This is a genomic window from Catellatospora sp. NPDC049133, from assembly GCF_040648455.1.
GTDB classification, from domain to species: Bacteria; Actinomycetota; Actinomycetes; order Mycobacteriales; family Micromonosporaceae; genus Catellatospora; species Catellatospora aurea.
The window spans coordinates 43,905-59,521 of the sequence record NZ_JBEZDT010000024.1 but is presented as its reverse complement, the minus strand read 5'-3'; the positions used below and the strand labels follow the sequence as shown (position 1 = coordinate 59,521).

Annotated in this window: 12 protein-coding genes; 9 read left to right on the top strand and 3 right to left on the bottom strand. The window is 70.9% G+C overall.

The features are described 5' to 3' along the window. The first annotated feature begins 23 nt into the window (after positions 1 to 23). Together AB0B35_RS25850 and AB0B35_RS25845 are read left to right on the top strand one after the other, a co-directional pair. Positions 24 to 1,313, top strand: coding sequence for a S1 family peptidase (locus tag AB0B35_RS25850; RefSeq protein WP_361049664.1), 1,290 nt, complete (start codon positions 24 to 26; stop codon positions 1,311 to 1,313). 131 nt (positions 1,314 to 1,444) lie between these two features. Continuing rightward, the gene (locus AB0B35_RS25845) at positions 1,445 to 2,197 is read left to right on the top strand and encodes a class I SAM-dependent methyltransferase (RefSeq protein WP_361049662.1); all 753 of its coding nucleotides are present in this window, start codon (positions 1,445 to 1,447) and stop codon (positions 2,195 to 2,197) included. 38 nt (positions 2,198 to 2,235) lie between these two features. Here AB0B35_RS25845 and AB0B35_RS25840 read toward each other — a convergent pair whose 3' ends face one another. Next, the gene (locus AB0B35_RS25840; protein WP_360534010.1) at positions 2,236 to 2,406 is read right to left on the bottom strand and encodes a hypothetical protein; all 171 of its coding nucleotides are present in this window, start codon (positions 2,404 to 2,406) and stop codon (positions 2,236 to 2,238) included. A 229-nt stretch (positions 2,407 to 2,635) separates the two neighbouring features. Between AB0B35_RS25840 and AB0B35_RS25835 the strand changes: the two genes are divergently transcribed. Continuing rightward, complete coding sequence (locus AB0B35_RS25835) at positions 2,636 to 3,895, top strand: AI-2E family transporter (protein WP_361049660.1); 1,260 nt, start codon at positions 2,636 to 2,638, stop codon at positions 3,893 to 3,895. Positions 3,896 to 3,982: 87 nt separating this feature from the next. Here the strand turns inward: AB0B35_RS25835 and AB0B35_RS25830 are convergent, their stop codons facing one another. After that, positions 3,983 to 7,543 carry a ThuA domain-containing protein gene (locus AB0B35_RS25830; RefSeq protein WP_361049658.1) on the bottom strand — a complete coding sequence of 1,187 codons (3,561 nt, stop codon included), beginning with the start codon at positions 7,541 to 7,543 and terminating at the stop codon, positions 3,983 to 3,985. Between the two features lie 437 nt (positions 7,544 to 7,980). On the opposite strand from AB0B35_RS25830, the gene AB0B35_RS25825 reads away from it, so the two are divergent. The 5 genes from AB0B35_RS25825 (at position 7,981) to AB0B35_RS25805 (ending at position 13,639) form a co-directional block, all read left to right on the top strand. Next, positions 7,981 to 9,492, top strand: coding sequence for a sugar ABC transporter ATP-binding protein (locus AB0B35_RS25825; protein WP_361049656.1), 1,512 nt, complete (start codon positions 7,981 to 7,983; stop codon positions 9,490 to 9,492). Further along, a complete protein-coding gene (locus AB0B35_RS25820) occupies positions 9,489 to 10,487 on the top strand; it encodes an ABC transporter permease (protein WP_361049654.1) in 999 nt (332 codons plus the stop codon). Before AB0B35_RS25825 ends, AB0B35_RS25820 begins: the two co-directional genes overlap by 4 nt. After that, on the top strand, positions 10,484 to 11,488 hold the full coding sequence (locus AB0B35_RS25815) for an ABC transporter permease (RefSeq protein ID WP_361049652.1): 1,005 nt from the start codon (positions 10,484 to 10,486) through the stop codon (positions 11,486 to 11,488). The genes AB0B35_RS25820 and AB0B35_RS25815 overlap by 4 nt, the downstream gene beginning before the upstream one ends. Positions 11,489 to 11,521: 33 nt before the next feature. Next, on the top strand, positions 11,522 to 12,706 hold the full coding sequence (locus AB0B35_RS25810) for a substrate-binding domain-containing protein (RefSeq protein WP_361049650.1): 1,185 nt from the start codon (positions 11,522 to 11,524) through the stop codon (positions 12,704 to 12,706). 69 nt (positions 12,707 to 12,775) lie between these two features. Beyond that, positions 12,776 to 13,639, top strand: a complete 864-nt coding sequence (locus AB0B35_RS25805; RefSeq protein WP_361049648.1) for a sugar phosphate isomerase/epimerase family protein — start codon at positions 12,776 to 12,778, stop codon at positions 13,637 to 13,639. 88 nt (positions 13,640 to 13,727) lie between these two features. On the opposite strand, the gene AB0B35_RS25800 is transcribed toward AB0B35_RS25805, so the two are convergent. Beyond that, positions 13,728 to 14,189, bottom strand: a complete 462-nt coding sequence (locus AB0B35_RS25800) for a hypothetical protein (RefSeq protein WP_361049646.1) — start codon at positions 14,187 to 14,189, stop codon at positions 13,728 to 13,730. A 64-nt stretch (positions 14,190 to 14,253) separates the two neighbouring features. Here AB0B35_RS25800 and AB0B35_RS25795 point away from each other — a divergent pair, with 64 nt between their 5' ends. After that, positions 14,254 to 15,222 (top strand): WYL domain-containing protein, encoded by a 969-nt coding sequence (locus AB0B35_RS25795; RefSeq protein ID WP_361049645.1) that lies wholly within the window; start codon positions 14,254 to 14,256, stop codon positions 15,220 to 15,222. Positions 15,223 to 15,617: the final 395 nt, after the last annotated feature.

Genomic DNA, 15,617 nt, shown 5'->3' with positions numbered 1-15,617 from the left:
TCCCCTGCCCGAGGAGTACACGAATGGTGCGATGGAAGCAGGCCGCCCTCAGCGTATGCGCGCTCGGCCTGGCCGTGGCGCTGCTGCCGCCCGGATCCGCCGCCGCGCGGCCCACGGCCGACGCGAGTCCCGCCGGCGTCGACTGGTTCGCCGAGGAGGCGGCCGGATTCGCCAAGGAGCGCGGCATCTCCGAGGCCGAGGCCCGCGAACGCATGGCCTGGCAGCTGGTGGCTCCGGACCTCGACGAACGGCTGCAGACCGACCTCGGCGCACGGTACGGCGCGGTATGGATCGACGTGCGCGACGGCGACCGGGTCAAGGTCGGCGTCACCGGCCAGGTCGACGAGCCCGCGCGGGCCGCCGTCAAGGCCGCGGCGCAGGCGGTGGGCCTGACCGGCGGCTACGACCTGGTATCCGTGAAGCGCTCGGCGACACGCCTGGCCGACGACAACGACTGGCTGGGCGAGGAGGTCATCCGGGTCAACCGCGACGCGACCGTGTTCCTGAGCGCCGGCCTGCGCCCCGATCTGAACGCGGTGCAGCTCGGCGTCCCCCGCAAGGGCGGGCTGACGGCCGCGCAGGAGGCCTTGGTGAAGGCGGCGCAGACCCGGTTGGGCGACGGGGTGGTCCTGGCCTCGACGTCGGACGGCTATCGCCCCTTCCTCGGCTGCGACTCGCCGTACTGCGACGCGCCACTGCGCGGCGGTGTGAAGATCAACCACCCGGACACGTCGTGCACCGCCGGGTTCGTCGCGCAGAGCAAGGTCGACAGCAAGAAGTACATCGTCACCGCCGGCCACTGCGCCATGGACAACCTCGGCACCTGGAGCAGCAAGAACGCCGCGCTCACCGTCAAGGCCATCGGGCCGGTGCACCGCTGGATCTTCGACACGTACATCGGGGACATGGCGATCATCCGGATCAGCGACACGTCGGTGGCGACCGGCTGGGACCCGCGGCCCTGGGTGCTGATCACCTACAGCCCGCAGACCAACCAGAACACGACGTACCACATCGCCGAGGACAAGATGAGCCTGCTCGGCATGCGCATCTGCACCACCGGCATGGCCACCCGGATGACCAACTGCGGTCACGTCACCGAACTCGGCCTCACCGCCAACCTCGGCGGGCTGTCCATGCGCAACCTGGGCCGCACCTCCAACTGCAGCAAGCCCGGCGACAGCGGCGCGCCGATGTTCGCCAGCCACGTCGCGTACGGCATCCTCGCCGGTGGCGTCGAGGACGACTGCGACACCGTCTACCAGGGCATCCGTACCGCCGAGCGCGAACTGAACGTCAACATCCTGCACTGAGCCCCCGGGGCGGCGCGTACGCCGGCGACGGCGTGCGCGCCGCCCCGATCGAGGTCCGGACGGCCCGGCACCCGCCCGGGTGCGGCGAAAATGGCTGGCACGAGCGTGTCGAGGTGGGCAGGCTCGTGCCCATGACGAGTAGTGATCTTTGGGACGAAGCCACCGCGGCGCGGTATGACGACACCTCCGCCGAGATGTTCGCACCCGACGTGCTCGATCCGGCGGTGGACTTCCTCGCCCGGCTGGCCGGGTCCGGTCCAGCGCTGGAGTTCGCGATCGGCACCGGTCGGGTGGCGGTGCCGCTCGCCGCCCGTGGTGTGCGGGTCAGCGGGATCGAGCTGTCGCAGCCGATGGTGGACCAGTTGCGGCGCAAGGTTTCCGAGCAGGAGTTGCCGGTCGCCGTCGGCGACATGGCCACCACCACGGTGCCCGGCGAGTTCTCGCTGGTGTACGTGGTGTGGAACAGCATCGGCAACGTCCGTACCCAGGACGAGCAGGTGGAATGCTTCCGCAACGCCGCCCGGCACCTGGCGCCGGGCGGCCGGTTCGTGATCGAGCTGTGGATCCCGGGCATCCGGCGGATGCCCCCGGGCCAGTCGGCGGTGCCGTTCGCGGTGACCGACCGGCACGTCGGCTTCGACACGTACGACATGGTCACCCAGCAGGGCACGTCGCACCACTACCGGCGGCTCGACGACGGCAGCACCCGCTACGGCGCGAGCAACTTCCGCTACATCTGGCCGGCCGAGTGCGACCTGATGGCACGGCTGGCCGGGCTGGAGTTCGAACAGCGCCTGGCGGACTGGCACGGGGCCCCGTTCACCTCCGACAGCGAGAGCCACGTCTCGGTCTGGCGCAAACCGGTGCACACCGCCGACCGCTGACGACACCTCGCGCCGCCGCCACGGCGGGCGGGGATGGATCAGGCTCCGGCGTTCGCGCTGCCGGCCACCGGCGGGGCGAAGGGGTCGACGACGACCGGGCGCGGAGCGGCCGTGTCACGGATGTCCGTCCGGGGCTCCTCCGGTGCGCTGAAGACCAGCGTGGCCGGCGGGTTGGGCCGGTCGGGACGGTTCGCGGATGCAGCGGACAACGCGGGCTCCAAGTGGATCAACAGTCGGGGGCGATACTCCGAGGTCCGGGGCACCTGGCCACGACGGTACCCGGGATGTGCGACAGATAACAGCCAGTAACGGAAACAACCGGACTGTGGGCAGCCGTTTGCCGCCCCCGGCTCCGGGTACCCGGAGGCTCAGCCGGTCTCGCCCTGCCCCGGCGCAGGGCGGGCCGCCGGCCTTCCTCACCGCCCCCGGAGGCCCGCCATGCCGCTGCCCGAAACCGCCGTCACCGCGGCCCCACCGCCGATCGAAGCAGCCCGGTGGCGGGCCGGACTGCGCGCAGCCCGGCAGCGGCTGGAGTCGGCCCGCACTCCCCCGCTGCTGCTGCCGCTGGACACCGAGGACGACACGGGCGACGAGCCGCACCAGGAGGCCGACATCGCCGTCCCGTACTGGCTGCGGGTCTGCGCCGCGTGGGGCTGGCGGCTGCTCGTGCTGGCCGGGGTGGGCTGGGTGCTGCTGTCGCTGGCGGGGCGGCTCGCCCAGGTGCTGGTGCCACTGGCCATCGCGCTGCTGCTGGCGGCACTGCTCGCGCCGATGGTGCGGCTGCTTCACGAGCGGCTGCGGCTGCCCGCCTCGCTGGCCACCGCGATCGTCGTGTTCGGCGGGGTGCTGCTGACGGTGGGCTTCTTCACCCTGCTGGTCACGCAGCTCATCGACGGCATGCCGGGTCTGGCCGAGAACGCCGCCGCAGGCCTGCAGCAGGTCCGCGAGTGGCTGCGCACCGGCCCGCTGCACCTGTCCACCCGCCAGCTCGACGGCACGTTCGACGCGGCGGGCGCCTGGGTCACCGACAACCGGCAGAACCTGACCAGCGGCCTGTTCGCCACGGCGGGCATGGGGTTCGAGGTGCTGATCACGGCGATGCTCATCATCGTCGTGACGTTCTTCTTCCTGCGGGACGGGCGGCGGCTGTGGCACCTGTCGATGATCGCGCTGCCGCGCCGGGCGCGCCGGCGCGTACTGGAGGCGGGCGACGCCGGGTGGCTGACCCTGGTCGCGTACGTACGCGCCACCGTGATCGTGGCGTTCATCGACGCGGTGGGCATCGGGCTGGCCCTGGTGCTGCTGCGGGTCGAGTTCGCGTTCCTGCTGGCGGCGCTGGTGTTCCTGGCTTCGTTCATCCCGATCGTCGGGGCGACGGTCTCCGGGGCGGTGGCGGTGCTCGTCGCCCTGGTCGACGAGGGGCCGCTGACGGCGCTGATCGTGCTCGCGGCGGTGATCGTGGTGCAGCAGGTCGAGGGGCACGTGCTGCAACCGCTGATCATGGGCCGGGCGGTCTCCATCCATCCGCTGGCGGTGATCGTGGCGCTGGCCGCCGGGGTCGCCGTCGCCGGGATCATCGGCGCGCTGGTGGCGGTCCCGCTGGTCGCGGTCCTGAACACCGCCCTACGACACCTGACCCACTACCAGCCCCCGCCCGCCCCGGAGGCGGTCGTGGTGAGCGCCGACCCGGCGCCCTGAGGTGCAACCGCGGCGGGCGGGACGGCATCCGTCCCGCCCGCCGCTGACGCCGGCCCGGTCACCCAGGTGTGACCAGGCCGGCGGGTCTCATACCTGGGTCAGCCGCCACTGCTGGTTGGTGGCCGTGTGGCAGGTCCACTGGATGATTGCGGCGTTGTCGGCGGTGGACGCGCCGTTGACGTCCAGGCACTTGCCGCTGTGCACGGCCTTGAGCTGGTACACCCCGGTGGTCGAGGTGGGCACCGCCTGCCACTTCATGTTGTTGTTCGTGGTGCAGGTCAGTTGGACCATGGCCGCCCCGTCGGCGGTCGAGCCGCCGGACGCGGCCAGGCACTTGCCGCTGTGCACCGCCTTGAGGTAGACGTAGCCGCCGCCCGCGTCCACGGCCTGCCACTTCTGGTTGTTGCCGCCGGTGGCGGGCCACTGCACCACCGTCGCGTTGTCCGCCGTGGACACGCCGCTGACATCGGCCAGCTTGCTGCTGTGCTGGGCCGTCAGCGTGTACGTCTTGCCCGCGATGCCCCCGGTCGGGGTGGTGCCCACCCCGGCCCCGGCGAACGTGAACGAGTCGACGTCGAAGCCGTTGTTCGCGCTCGACTTGAACACCATGTACAGCTGGTGCGTGCCGGACAGCGATGCCACGGTCGCGGACGCCTGCTGGACGTAGGTGTCCCAGCCGCCGGTGGCCGCGACCGTGTTGGTCGCCAGCAGGGTGCCCGTCGGGGAGTCGGCGCGCAGCTCGATGCTGCCGCCGCCGCTGGGCGAGGAGACCCGGTAGCTGACGCTGGTGATGCCCTGCACGCTCATCGGGTTGAACATGATCCAGTCGTTGTTGCTGATGTCGCCGATCCGGTTGCCGCTCTCCGCCCCGGACTGCGCGATCACCCGGATGCCGGACTGGCTGGTGAAGTACTCCGCCTGCTTGTGCTTGGGCTGCAGCACCACGTTGGCGTACCCGGTCAGCCGCGCCACCGAGCCGTTGCCGTTGTCCTGGTAGCGGGAGTTGAGCAGGTAGAACAGATTGGCCCCGTCGGGGTGGCCGCCGAGGTTGCCGGTGTTGACGGTGCCGGAGCAGCCGGACAGGTCGGTGGTCGGGTGAGCATGGTCGTCATGGCCGAGGGCCGGATTGGTGAACACCTGCGAGCAGTTGATGGTGCCGTCCTGCGCGTCGGTGACGCTGAGGCTGTAGGCGACGTTCTGCCCGAAGTCGAGCATGCCGCCGTTGGGCGGTGAGGTGATCGTGACGACCGGGGCGTTGTTGCCGACCGTGATCGGGATGTTGACGAACGAGGACCGGCCGGTGTTGTCGGTGACGGTCAGCTTCGCCGTGTAGTTGCCGTTGCTGGTGTACGCCCGGGTCGGGTTCGCGGCGGTGGAGTCGGTGCTGCCGTTGCTGTCGAAGTCCCAGGCGTAGGAGATGGTGTCCCCGGCGTCCGGGTCGTACGAGCCGGCGCTGGAGAACGACACGTTCAGCGTGGCCAGACCGTTGGTCGGGGTGGCCGTGGCCTTGGCGACCGGGGCGCGCCCGCCGTGCACGTAGTCGATGCGGTAGAGCCCGGAGTCGTTGTTGCCGCCGCCGAACTCCGATCCCCATTCGAGCACGTACAGCGAGCCGTCGGGGCCGAAGCGCATCGCCATCGGCTTGATGAAGCCGCCGCCCGGCAGGAAGGGGTTGATCTTCACCAGGTTGCCCGAGGAGTCGAAGTGGATCTCCTTGATGTAGTTGCGGGACCACTCGTAGAAGAAGTGCACGCCGTTGTAGTACGCCGGGAACTTCGTCGCCGAGGTGCTGGAGGCGTTGTAGCGGTAGACCGGGCCGCCCATCGGCGCCGAGCCGCCCTCACCCATCTCCGGGAACGTCGACGAGACGCCGTAGCCGTACCAGATCTGGGGCTGGACCAGCGCCGGGAGGTTGCGCAGGCCGGTGTTGTTCGGCGAGTCGTTGACCGGGGCGCTGCAGTTGAACTTCGACCCGACGACCCCGGTGTCCGGGTTGTACGGCGCGTACGCCTGGTTGTTGCCGTGGCAGAACGGCCAGCCGAAGTTGCCCGCCTGCTTGATCACGTTCAGCTCGACCAGGCCCTCCGGGCCGCGGTTGGTGGTCGCGCCGCCCCGGTCGGGGCCGTAGTCGGCCAGGTTCACCCAGCCGGTCTGCATGTCGACCTCGAACCGGAACGGGTTGCGGAAGCCCATCGCGTAGATCTCGGGCTTGGTTAGCGAGGTGCCCGGGGCGAACAGGTTGCCGCTGGGGATCGTGTAGGTGCCGTTGCTCTCCGGGTGGATGCGCAGCAGCTTGCCCCGCAGGTCGTTGGTGTTGCCCGCGCTGCGGGCCGCGTCCAGGAAGCTCTTGCCGGACCGCCAGTCGAGCGGGGCGTAGCCCTGCCAGGCCGGATCGAGGTTCGGCGGGGTGTCGTCACCGGTCGACAGGAACAGGTTGCCGCCGGGCCCGAAGGCGAGGTAGCCGCCGGTGTGGCCCGGTTCGCTGAAGGTCCGGTCCCGGTAGGCGGGCACGTTCAGCAGCACCTGCTCGCTGCTCAGGTTGACCGTGTCGCCGCTGACCGTGAACCGGGACAGCCGGTTGACGTCGGTCGAACTCGACGCGGGCGAGTAGTAGAGGTAGATCCATCCGTTGCTGGCGAAGTTCGGGTCGAGGACCATGCCGACCAGGCCGTCCTCACCGCCGGTGTACACCGACAGCTGCGCTGCCTGCACCGTCTGCTGCTGAGCGGGCTTGAAGACGTTGACCTTGCCGCCGCGCTGCACGTAGAACACCCGGCCGTCGGGGGCGACGTCCATCGCCATCGGGTCGACGGTGTTGGAGTCGAGGGTGACCTTCTCGAAGTTGCTCCACACCGTGCCGCCGCAGTCGCCGGCCGCATTGCCGGCCGCGTAGCGCACGCCGCCGAGGACGTGGTTGCGGAAGTTGGTCTCGCTGTACGACGCGTCGTCGTGGCCCATGGCGGTGGCCCACACCTTGCCGCCCTCGGCCTCGCGACACCAGGAGATCGGGTGGTCAGGCCCCATCGCCGCGCCGCCCGGGTTGTACGTGCGCTCGTCGGCCGTCACCAGCACGTGCACCTGGCCGCGGGCGTTGACGTCGAAGTTGTACCACTCCTCGGTGCGCTGCCAGTTGTCCGGCAGGCCGACCGTGGACGGGTGCACCTTGTCGGCCACCCGCGCGTAGCCCTGCAGCGAGCCCGGCGAGTGCTCGGGCATGTGCGCGCCGCCGTTGATGGTGGCGTCCCACCACGGGAAGGCCGACTCGATGCCCATGTCGGTGGCGTTGTGGATGGCCACGATGCCCTTGCCGCTGCGCAGGAAGTTCTGCGTGGCGGTGCGCTGGGAGTCGTTGTCGAAGACCATGCCGGAGGTCTGGAACATGACCAGCACGTCGAACGTGTTGAGGTTGGAGGTGTTCAGGACGCTGGAGTCCTCGCTGAACACCACCTCGAAGTTGTTGGCCGCGGCCAGCTGGTTGAACATGGTGACACCGGCGGCGATGGATCCGTGCCGGTAGCCGGCGGTCTCGCTGAACACCAGCGCGCGGAATGCCGGTGCGGCCGTGGCGGCGCCCGTGGGCACCACGCTGACGGCTATTGCGGTGGCCAGCGCGAGGAACGCGCCAAGGACAGGTCTGCGGCGGCTCATGCCGTCTCCTTCTACCCCTAAAAGGACGGTCGGGTCTGTCATGCGTCCGCCGCGACACATGACCGTGCAGCACTCCCATGCCGGACAGGGATTCGGCATCGACATGTGTCGGTTTCGTTAACGGGAGCGCGAAGCCGAGCATGGCCTGAGCCAGAGGACCACGTCAATATCCTGGCGATGCCAGTTTTAGAAGAACCACGGAAAGTTCGTTGCCTGCTAGGCGAAACTACGGTCCGGCACAGAAAAAGTCGCGTGAGCGCTCACATCTTCCCTGCTAGATACATCAATGCAGAACCGTGACCATTTCCGGCTCATTGCGGGCTTGCTAGATCGAGCGTCAACGTTTAACGTCCGACGCCAAGACTTCCGATCAGTACAGCAAAAGTTGTTGCCCTGCCAACGAAAGTGCCTCAACCCGAAACGATCGAGGAGGTGCGGTGCAGCCAGACAGCGACACTCCCCTGCTGCGGATGCGCGGCGTCGGCAAGGCGTTCTTCGGGGTACGCGTGCTCGACGACGTCGACCTCGACCTCCACCCCGGACAGGTGCACGCGCTGGTCGGCGAGAACGGCGCCGGCAAGTCCACCCTGATGAAGATCGCCAGCGGCGTGTACCAGCCCGACGCCGGCACGCTGGAGCTGTCCGGGCGGGCGGTGACGCTGCCCGACCCCCGCGCCGCGCAGGCCGCCGGGATCGGCATCATCCACCAGGAGTTCAACCTGCTCCCGGAGCGCACCGTCGCCGAGAACGTCTTCCTCGGCCGCGAGCCCATGCGCCGCGGGCTGGTGGACCGCCGCGCGATGCAGGCCCGCACCGCCGAACTGCTGGCGGGCATCGGCGAGACCGCGATCGTGCCGCAGGCGAAGGTCGGCCGGCTCAGCGTCGCCCAGCAGCAGGTCGTCGAGATCGTCAAGGCGCTCGCGCTGGACGCGCGGGTGCTCATCATGGACGAGCCCACCGCCGCGCTGGCCGACCACGAGGTCGAGCTGCTGTACGCGCTGGTCCGGCGGCTGCAGCAGCGCGGCATCGGCATCCTGTACGTCTCGCACCGGCTCACCGAGGTCTTCGACCTGTCCGGCCGCATCACCGTGCTCAAGGACGGCCGCCGCGTCACGACCCTCGACACCGCCGAGGCCACCGCGGACACCCTGGTCCGGCACATGGTCGGCCGCGAGCTGTCGCACTACTACCCCGAGCGCGCCGCCCCCGGCAGCGCCGGCGCGGCCCGGCTGCAGCTGTCCGCCGCGGGCAACGGCCGGCTGCGCCCGGTCGACCTCGAACTGCGCTCCGGCGAGGTGCTCGGCGTCGGCGGGCTGCAGGGCTCCGGCCGCTCCGCGCTGGCCCGCGCCGTCTTCGGCGTGGACGGCTTCCGCACCGGGCAGCTGCTGCTCGACGGGGTGCCGGTGCGGGTGCGCTCGCCACGCCAGGCGGTGCGGGCCGGAATCGCGTACGTGACCGAGGACCGCAAGGCCGAAGGGCTCGCGCTCAGCCAGTCGGTGCTCGACAACGCCCTGCTCGCCCAGCACGCCGTGCGGCCGCGCTGGTTCGCCCGCACCGCCCGCGCCACCACCGTGCGCGAGCTGCTCGACGCGGTCGAGGTGCACGCCGCCGGGACCGGCCAGGAGATCCGCTACCTGTCCGGCGGCAACCAGCAGAAGGTGATCCTGGCCCGCTGGCTGGCGATGACACCGCGGGTGCTGCTGTTCGACGAGCCCACCCGCGGCATCGACGTCGGCGCGAAGGCCGCGATCCACGACCTGATCCGCAGGCTCGCCGACGACGGCGCGGCGGTACTGATGATCTCGTCAGAGCTGCCCGAGCTGATCGGCATGAGCGACCGCATCGTCGTCATGCGCGACGGCGCGATCGCCGGCGAACTGCCCGCCGGAGCGAGCGAGGAGGCCGTGATGGGCCTGGCCACCGGTGCCACCGGCGAGGAGAGGGCATGAGCGAGCTGCGCTCCCGGCTGCGGCTGCCGCAGCTCGACGCGACCAACGGGGTGTGGGCGGCGCTGGCCGTGGCGCTGATCGTCGGTGGCACGCTGGTCGCCCTCGACGGCGGCTCGCTGTTCAGCGAGTCGAGCACGATCAGCCTGCTACAGCGGGCGGCCGGCCTGGGCATCGTCGCGGTCGGGCAGACCATCGCCATCCTCGCCGGCTCGCTCGACCTGTCCGTGGCGTACGTGATCAGCCTGACCTCGCTGGTCGCCGCCGAGACGATGGCCGGCTCCGACGGCATGGTGCTGCCCGCGATCCTCGCCGTGCTCGCCGTGTCGGCCGGGATCGGGCTGGTCAACGGGCTGCTGATCACGAAACTGCGGATCAACGCGTTCATCGCGACGCTCGGCGTCGGCCTGCTCATCAAGGGCTACCTGGAGCAGGGGTACGCCGGACCGGCGGGCAGCGTGCCGACCTCGTTCCAGCACCTGGGCTACGACCGCCTCGGCCCGGTGCCGCTGTCGTTCCTGCTGTTCGCCGCGGTCGCCGCCGCGGTCTGGTTCACCCTGCGCAGCACCCGCTACGGCCACCACCTCATCGCGACCGGCGGCGACCTCGACGTGGCCCGGCTGTCCGGGGTGCGCACCGACCGGGTCCTGATCCGCACCCACGTCATCTGCTCGCTGTGCGCCGGGATCGCCGGGCTCTACCTGGCCAGCCGGCTGGGCGCGGGCGCGCCCCGGGTCGGCGCGGAAGGCGGCTACGACCTGGAGTCCATCGCCGCGGTCGTGCTCGGCGGCACCGTGCTGGCCGGGGGCCGCGGCGGGGTCACCGGCACCGTCGGCGGGGTGCTGCTGCTGGCCGTCATCGACGGCGTGTTCAACCAGCTCGAAGTGGACTCCTTCTTCAAGCAGATGGTGCGCGGCGTGGTCATCGTCGCCGCGGTCGCGGTGTACGCCCTGCGCCTGCGCCGCACCTCCGACCGGCGGAAGGCGGCCGTGGCATGAGCACTGAAGTGGCTACACCGGCCGCGGCCGTGAAGTCCGGGCTGGGCGGCGGCGGGCGCAGCGGCTGGGGTGCGGGCAGCATCCGGCCCGTGCTGATCATCCTGGTATTGCTGCTGGTCGCGGTCGGCCTCCGCCAGCCCGACTTCTACGACCCGCCCGTGCTGCTGGCGTTCCTCAAACGCGCCGCCCCGCTGATCATCCTGGCCGCCGGGCAGTACTTCGTCATCGTCGCGGGCGACTTCGACCTGTCCGTGGGCTCGCTGGTCACTGCCGAAGTCGTGATCGCCGCCCGGCTCATCGACGGCGACCCGGCCGCGACCTGGCCGGTGATCGCGCTGCTGCTCGGCTTCGGCCTGCTGATCGGCCTGGTCAACGGCGTGGTCACCACGCTGCTGCAGGTGCCGTCGTTCATCACCACCCTCGGCATGTACCTGGTGCTCGTCGGCGCGGTCTACACCTGGACCGGCGGTTCGCCGCGCGGGGCGCTGTCGGAGGAGTTCCGGATGTTCGGCCGCCGCGGCATCGACGGCGTGCCGGTGCTGGGCCAGCTGCCGTACGCGGTGCTGGTCCTGGCCGGGGTCGCGGTGCTCGCCGTGCTGGCGATGCGCTCGGACTTCGGCAAGGTGCTGCTCGCCGTCGGCGACAACCCGCGCGCGGCCCGGCTCGCCGGCGCCCGCACGGCCCGGATGCGCACCATCGCGTTCGCGGTCAGCGGGGTCTGCGCGGCCGTCGCGGCGATCCTGCTCGGCGGCTTCGGCGGGGTGTCCTTCCAGGTCGGGCAGGGCCTGGAGTTCACCGCGATCACCGCGGTCGTGCTCGGCGGGGTGGTGCTCGGCGGCGGGCGCGGCTCGGTCGCCGGGGCCATGCTCGGCGCGCTCACCCTGCAGACCCTGCTCACCCTGCTCAACCTGCTCGGCGTCTCCGGGGCGCTCAGCTCCGCCGTGCAGGGCCTGATCATCCTCGCCGCCGTCGCCGTCGGCACGCTGCGCCGCCGCACCTGAACCGCCCTGAACCGCTACCGAGAGGAACAACCCATGAGGAGACGCACCCCTATCCTGCTGGCCGTGTGCACCGCAGTGGCGGTGGGCGTGGTCGGCTGCACCAGCGACGTGCCCGGCGCGTCGCCCAGCGCCGGGCCCAGCGGCGCCGGCACGGGCGAGACGTCGAAGTTCTTCGTCCAGGCAGACCACGACAACGAGCTGGCGCTGCGGACCAAGACCGCCACCGGTCCCGCGGACAAGCCGTGGGAGCAGGCGCTGGACCCGAAGACCGTGGACACCGCCAAGTACAAGAAGGCCGGCCCGTACCACCTGTGCTTCTCCAACGCCGGTGTCGGCAACCCGTGGCGGCAGGTCGGCTTCAAGAACATGCAGGCCGAGGTCAAGCTGCACCCGGAGATCAAGACGTTCACCGTGGCCGACGCGGAGAGCAAGGACGACAAGCAGATCTCTGACATGACCGACCTGCTCGGCAAGGGCTGCGACGCGCTCATCGTCTCCCCGAACACCACCGCGACGCTGACCCCGGCCGTCGAGCAGGCCTGCGCGAAGGTGCCGGTCATCGTGTTCGACCGCGGCGTCAACACCAAGTGCCCGGTCACCTTCATCAACCCCATCGGCGGGTACGCGTTCGGTGCGACCGGCGCGGAGTTCCTCGTCGAGAAGGTCAAGCCGAAGGGCAAGATCCTCGCGCTGCGCATCCTGCCCGGCGTCGACGTGCTCGAAGCCCGCTGGGGCGCGGCGAAGGTCGTCTTCGACAAGTCCGACCTGGACGTCGTCGGCGTCGAGTTCACCGACGGTGACGCGGCCAAGACCAAGACCATCGTGACGAACTACCTGCAGCGCTTCGGCGACATCGACGGCATCTGGATGGACGCCGGCGCGACCGCCGTCGCCGCCGCCGAGGCGTTCGAGGACGCGGGCAAGCCGTTCCCGGCCATCGTCGGCGAGGACCAGCAGGACTTCCTCAAGATGTGGCAGGACAAGAAGCTCACCGCGATCGCCCCGACCTACCCCACGTACCAGTGGCGCACGCCGGTCATCGCGGCCCTGAAGATCCTCAACGGCGAGGCCGTGGCCAGCCCCTGGAAGCTGCCCCAGCCGACGATCACCCAGGACAACCTGGGCCAGTACGTCCAGGCCGACATGCCGCCGCTGCACTACGCCATGTGCGGCTGCGCCACCCTGCCCGGCTACCCCAAGGACTGGGGCGGCAAGTAACTCCCCGCACCACCACGGCGGCCGCCCTCCTCCCAGGGCGGCCGCCTTCCACCGTGAAAGAGGTGTCTTGTGTTCGCCATCGGCGCCAACCCGTGGATCTGGACCTCACCCGTGGACGACGACGCCCTGCGCGAGCTCGTGCCCCGCATCGCGGCCTGGGGCTTCGACGCGATCGAGATCCCCGTGGAGAACCCCGGCGACTGGTCTCCCGAACTGGTCGGCGACCTGCTCGCCGGACACGGCCTGGCCGCCGCGGCGGTGCTCGCGGTCACCCCGCCGGGCCGGGACCTGGTCTGCACCGACGCCGCGTCGGCACGCGGCTCGCAGGACTACCTGCGCGGGCTGGTCGACGCCGCCGCCGTCCTCGGCGCGCCCAGCGTGTGCGGTCCTGTCTACGCGGCGGTCGGCCGCCTCTGGCGCATGTCGGCCGACGAGCGCGTCGACTGCTACCGGCAGCTGCGGTCCGCCTTGGAGCCCGTCGCCGATTACGCGGGCGAGCGCGGGGTCGCGATCGGCATCGAGGCGCTGAACCGGTACGAGACCTCGGTCGTCAACACCATGGCGCAGACCCTGGAAGCGATCGACGGGCTGCCCGGCAACGTCGGGATCATGCTCGACAGCTACCACATGAACATCGAGGAGTCCGACCCGTACGCGGCGGTCGCCCTGGCCGGGCCGCGTATCGTGCACGTGCAGGTGTCGGGCAGCGACCGGGGCGCGCCGGGGCGCGACCACCTCGACTGGCCGCGCTGGCTCGGCGCGCTGGCCGGCACCGGATACCGCGGCCCGATCTGCATCGAGTCCTTCACCGGCGAGAACGAGGCCATCGCGGTCGCCGCCGCGATCTGGCGGCCGCTCGCCCCCACCCAGGACGAGCTGGCCACTTCCGGGCTCGCCTACCTCCGCGAGGTGACCGCGACCCTGCGCGCCTGACCGGCATGATCGCCGTTTCCGGTCAGAATGTGGGGTCGGACCACAGGTTTCGACCGGAAACGGCGATCACTACCCGGAGCCGTCCGGCTCAGGCGCGGCGGGTGAAGTCGGCCGTCCAGTTGACCTCCCAGGTCGTGCCGTTGTCGGTGGAGAAGGACTGCTCCCACCGGGGGTGCGCGGGATCGGTCTTCGACCAGCGGTAGCGGACCCGGATCGGGGTGCCCTCCCAGACGTCGTCGCACTCGAACGTCCCGTCGGGGCCGTCGAAGCGGCCGACCACCGGCTCGTCGAGCAGGCCGGCGCTGTTCTTCGACGCCCACCAGATGCGCCACACCTGCTCGTCGGGGCTGAACAGGCGCAGCGTGAGGCCCTCGAAGCCGCGTTCCGGCGCGCGCAGCACGTCGAAGACGCCGGTGCCGTCCAGCAGCACCTGGCAGTCGAGGGTCGCGTCGAACTCGTACCACTCGTCGCAGCCCGCGAGCGCCTTGACCAGTCGCCGCTGGACGGTGTCCCAGGAGCCGGCGAGGAAGTCGAAATCAGTGTTCGTCATGCCAGGGACGCTAGGGGCGTACCCCTGACATGTTCTGTCAGTGCTCGGCGGCAGAATCTCGGGCATGCGCGCCGACCGGCTGCTCTCCATCGTCCTGCTGCTGCAGAGCCGCGGCCGGCAGACCGCGCACCAGCTCGCCGCCGAGCTGGAGGTGTCGGTCCGCACCATCTACCGCGACATGCAGGCGCTGGGCACCGCCGGCATCCCGGTCTACGGCGACACGACCGGCTACGGGCTGGTCGACGGCTACCGCACCCAGCTCACCGGGCTGACTCCCGCCGAGGCGCGCGGCCTCGTGTTCGCGGAGCTTCCCGGGGTCGCCGCGGACCTCGGCCTGGCCGAGGCGGTGGCCGCCGCGCAGCTCAAGCTCGCCGCCGCGCTCCCGGACGCGCTACGCGAGCGCAGCGCCCGCATGCGGCAGCGCTTCCACCTCGACACCCCCGGCTGGTACTCCGACGGCGACAGCTCCGAACACCTCGCCGCCCTCGCCGACGCCGTATGGCACCAGCGTGCCCTGGCCGTCACCTACGAGAACTGGACCGGACGCGCCGAGCACCGGCTGGAGCCGTACGGCCTCGTCCTCAAGGCGGGCAAGTGGTACCTGGTGGCCCGCGCCGCCCGCGGCCTGCGCACCTTCCGGGTCAGCCAGCTCCGCGAGCTGACCGTGTTGCCCGCGGAGTTCACCTGGCCGGAAGGGTTCGACCTGGCGGCGCACTGGCACGAGCACATCACCGATTTCCGCGCCCGGCTGGTGCAGGGCGAAGCACTGGTGCGTCTGTCCCCCGCCGCGCTGGAGCTGCTGCCGCACCTGATGGGGCGGGCGGTCGCCGATGCCGCCGCGGCCGGTGAGCGCCAACCCGACGGCTGGATCCTGGCCCGCGTGCCGATCGAGACCGACCGCCACGCCGAGATGCAGTTCCTGCGCCTGGGCACGCAGGTCGAGGTGCTGGAACCGGTCTCGCTGCGCCGGCGCATCGCCGCCACCGTCCAAGAACTGGCCCGCACGTACGCGGCCCCGACCGAACCCCTTTGACGAGGACGGTCTTCGCCGCGAATCTCGGGTGCCCTGGTCCGGTCGGTGGGGCATACTCCGGCGATGGAGAGCTTCCGGTGCACGGGTTGCGGAAACGCGCTGAGCGTCCCGCCATGGTGACCCGGGAGACCTGGGCCGTCGCGGCCGAGCCCGCCGATGATCCGTTCGCGTCGATCGCGGACTGGGACGACGCCGCGCCGGACACCAGGGAGTGGGGTTGGGTGCCCAGACCCATCCGCCCACGGCCGGAACTCACGGCGACGCGCTGGGGCCGCGGAGGCGTGAAATCGGAGCTGTACCGAGACGATCCACCAGCCTGACCGCACTGAACGCGAACACCCGCCGATGCGGTCGGCGCGTTCGAGCGCGAGAGGTCGGTGCGGATCGGTGTGCCA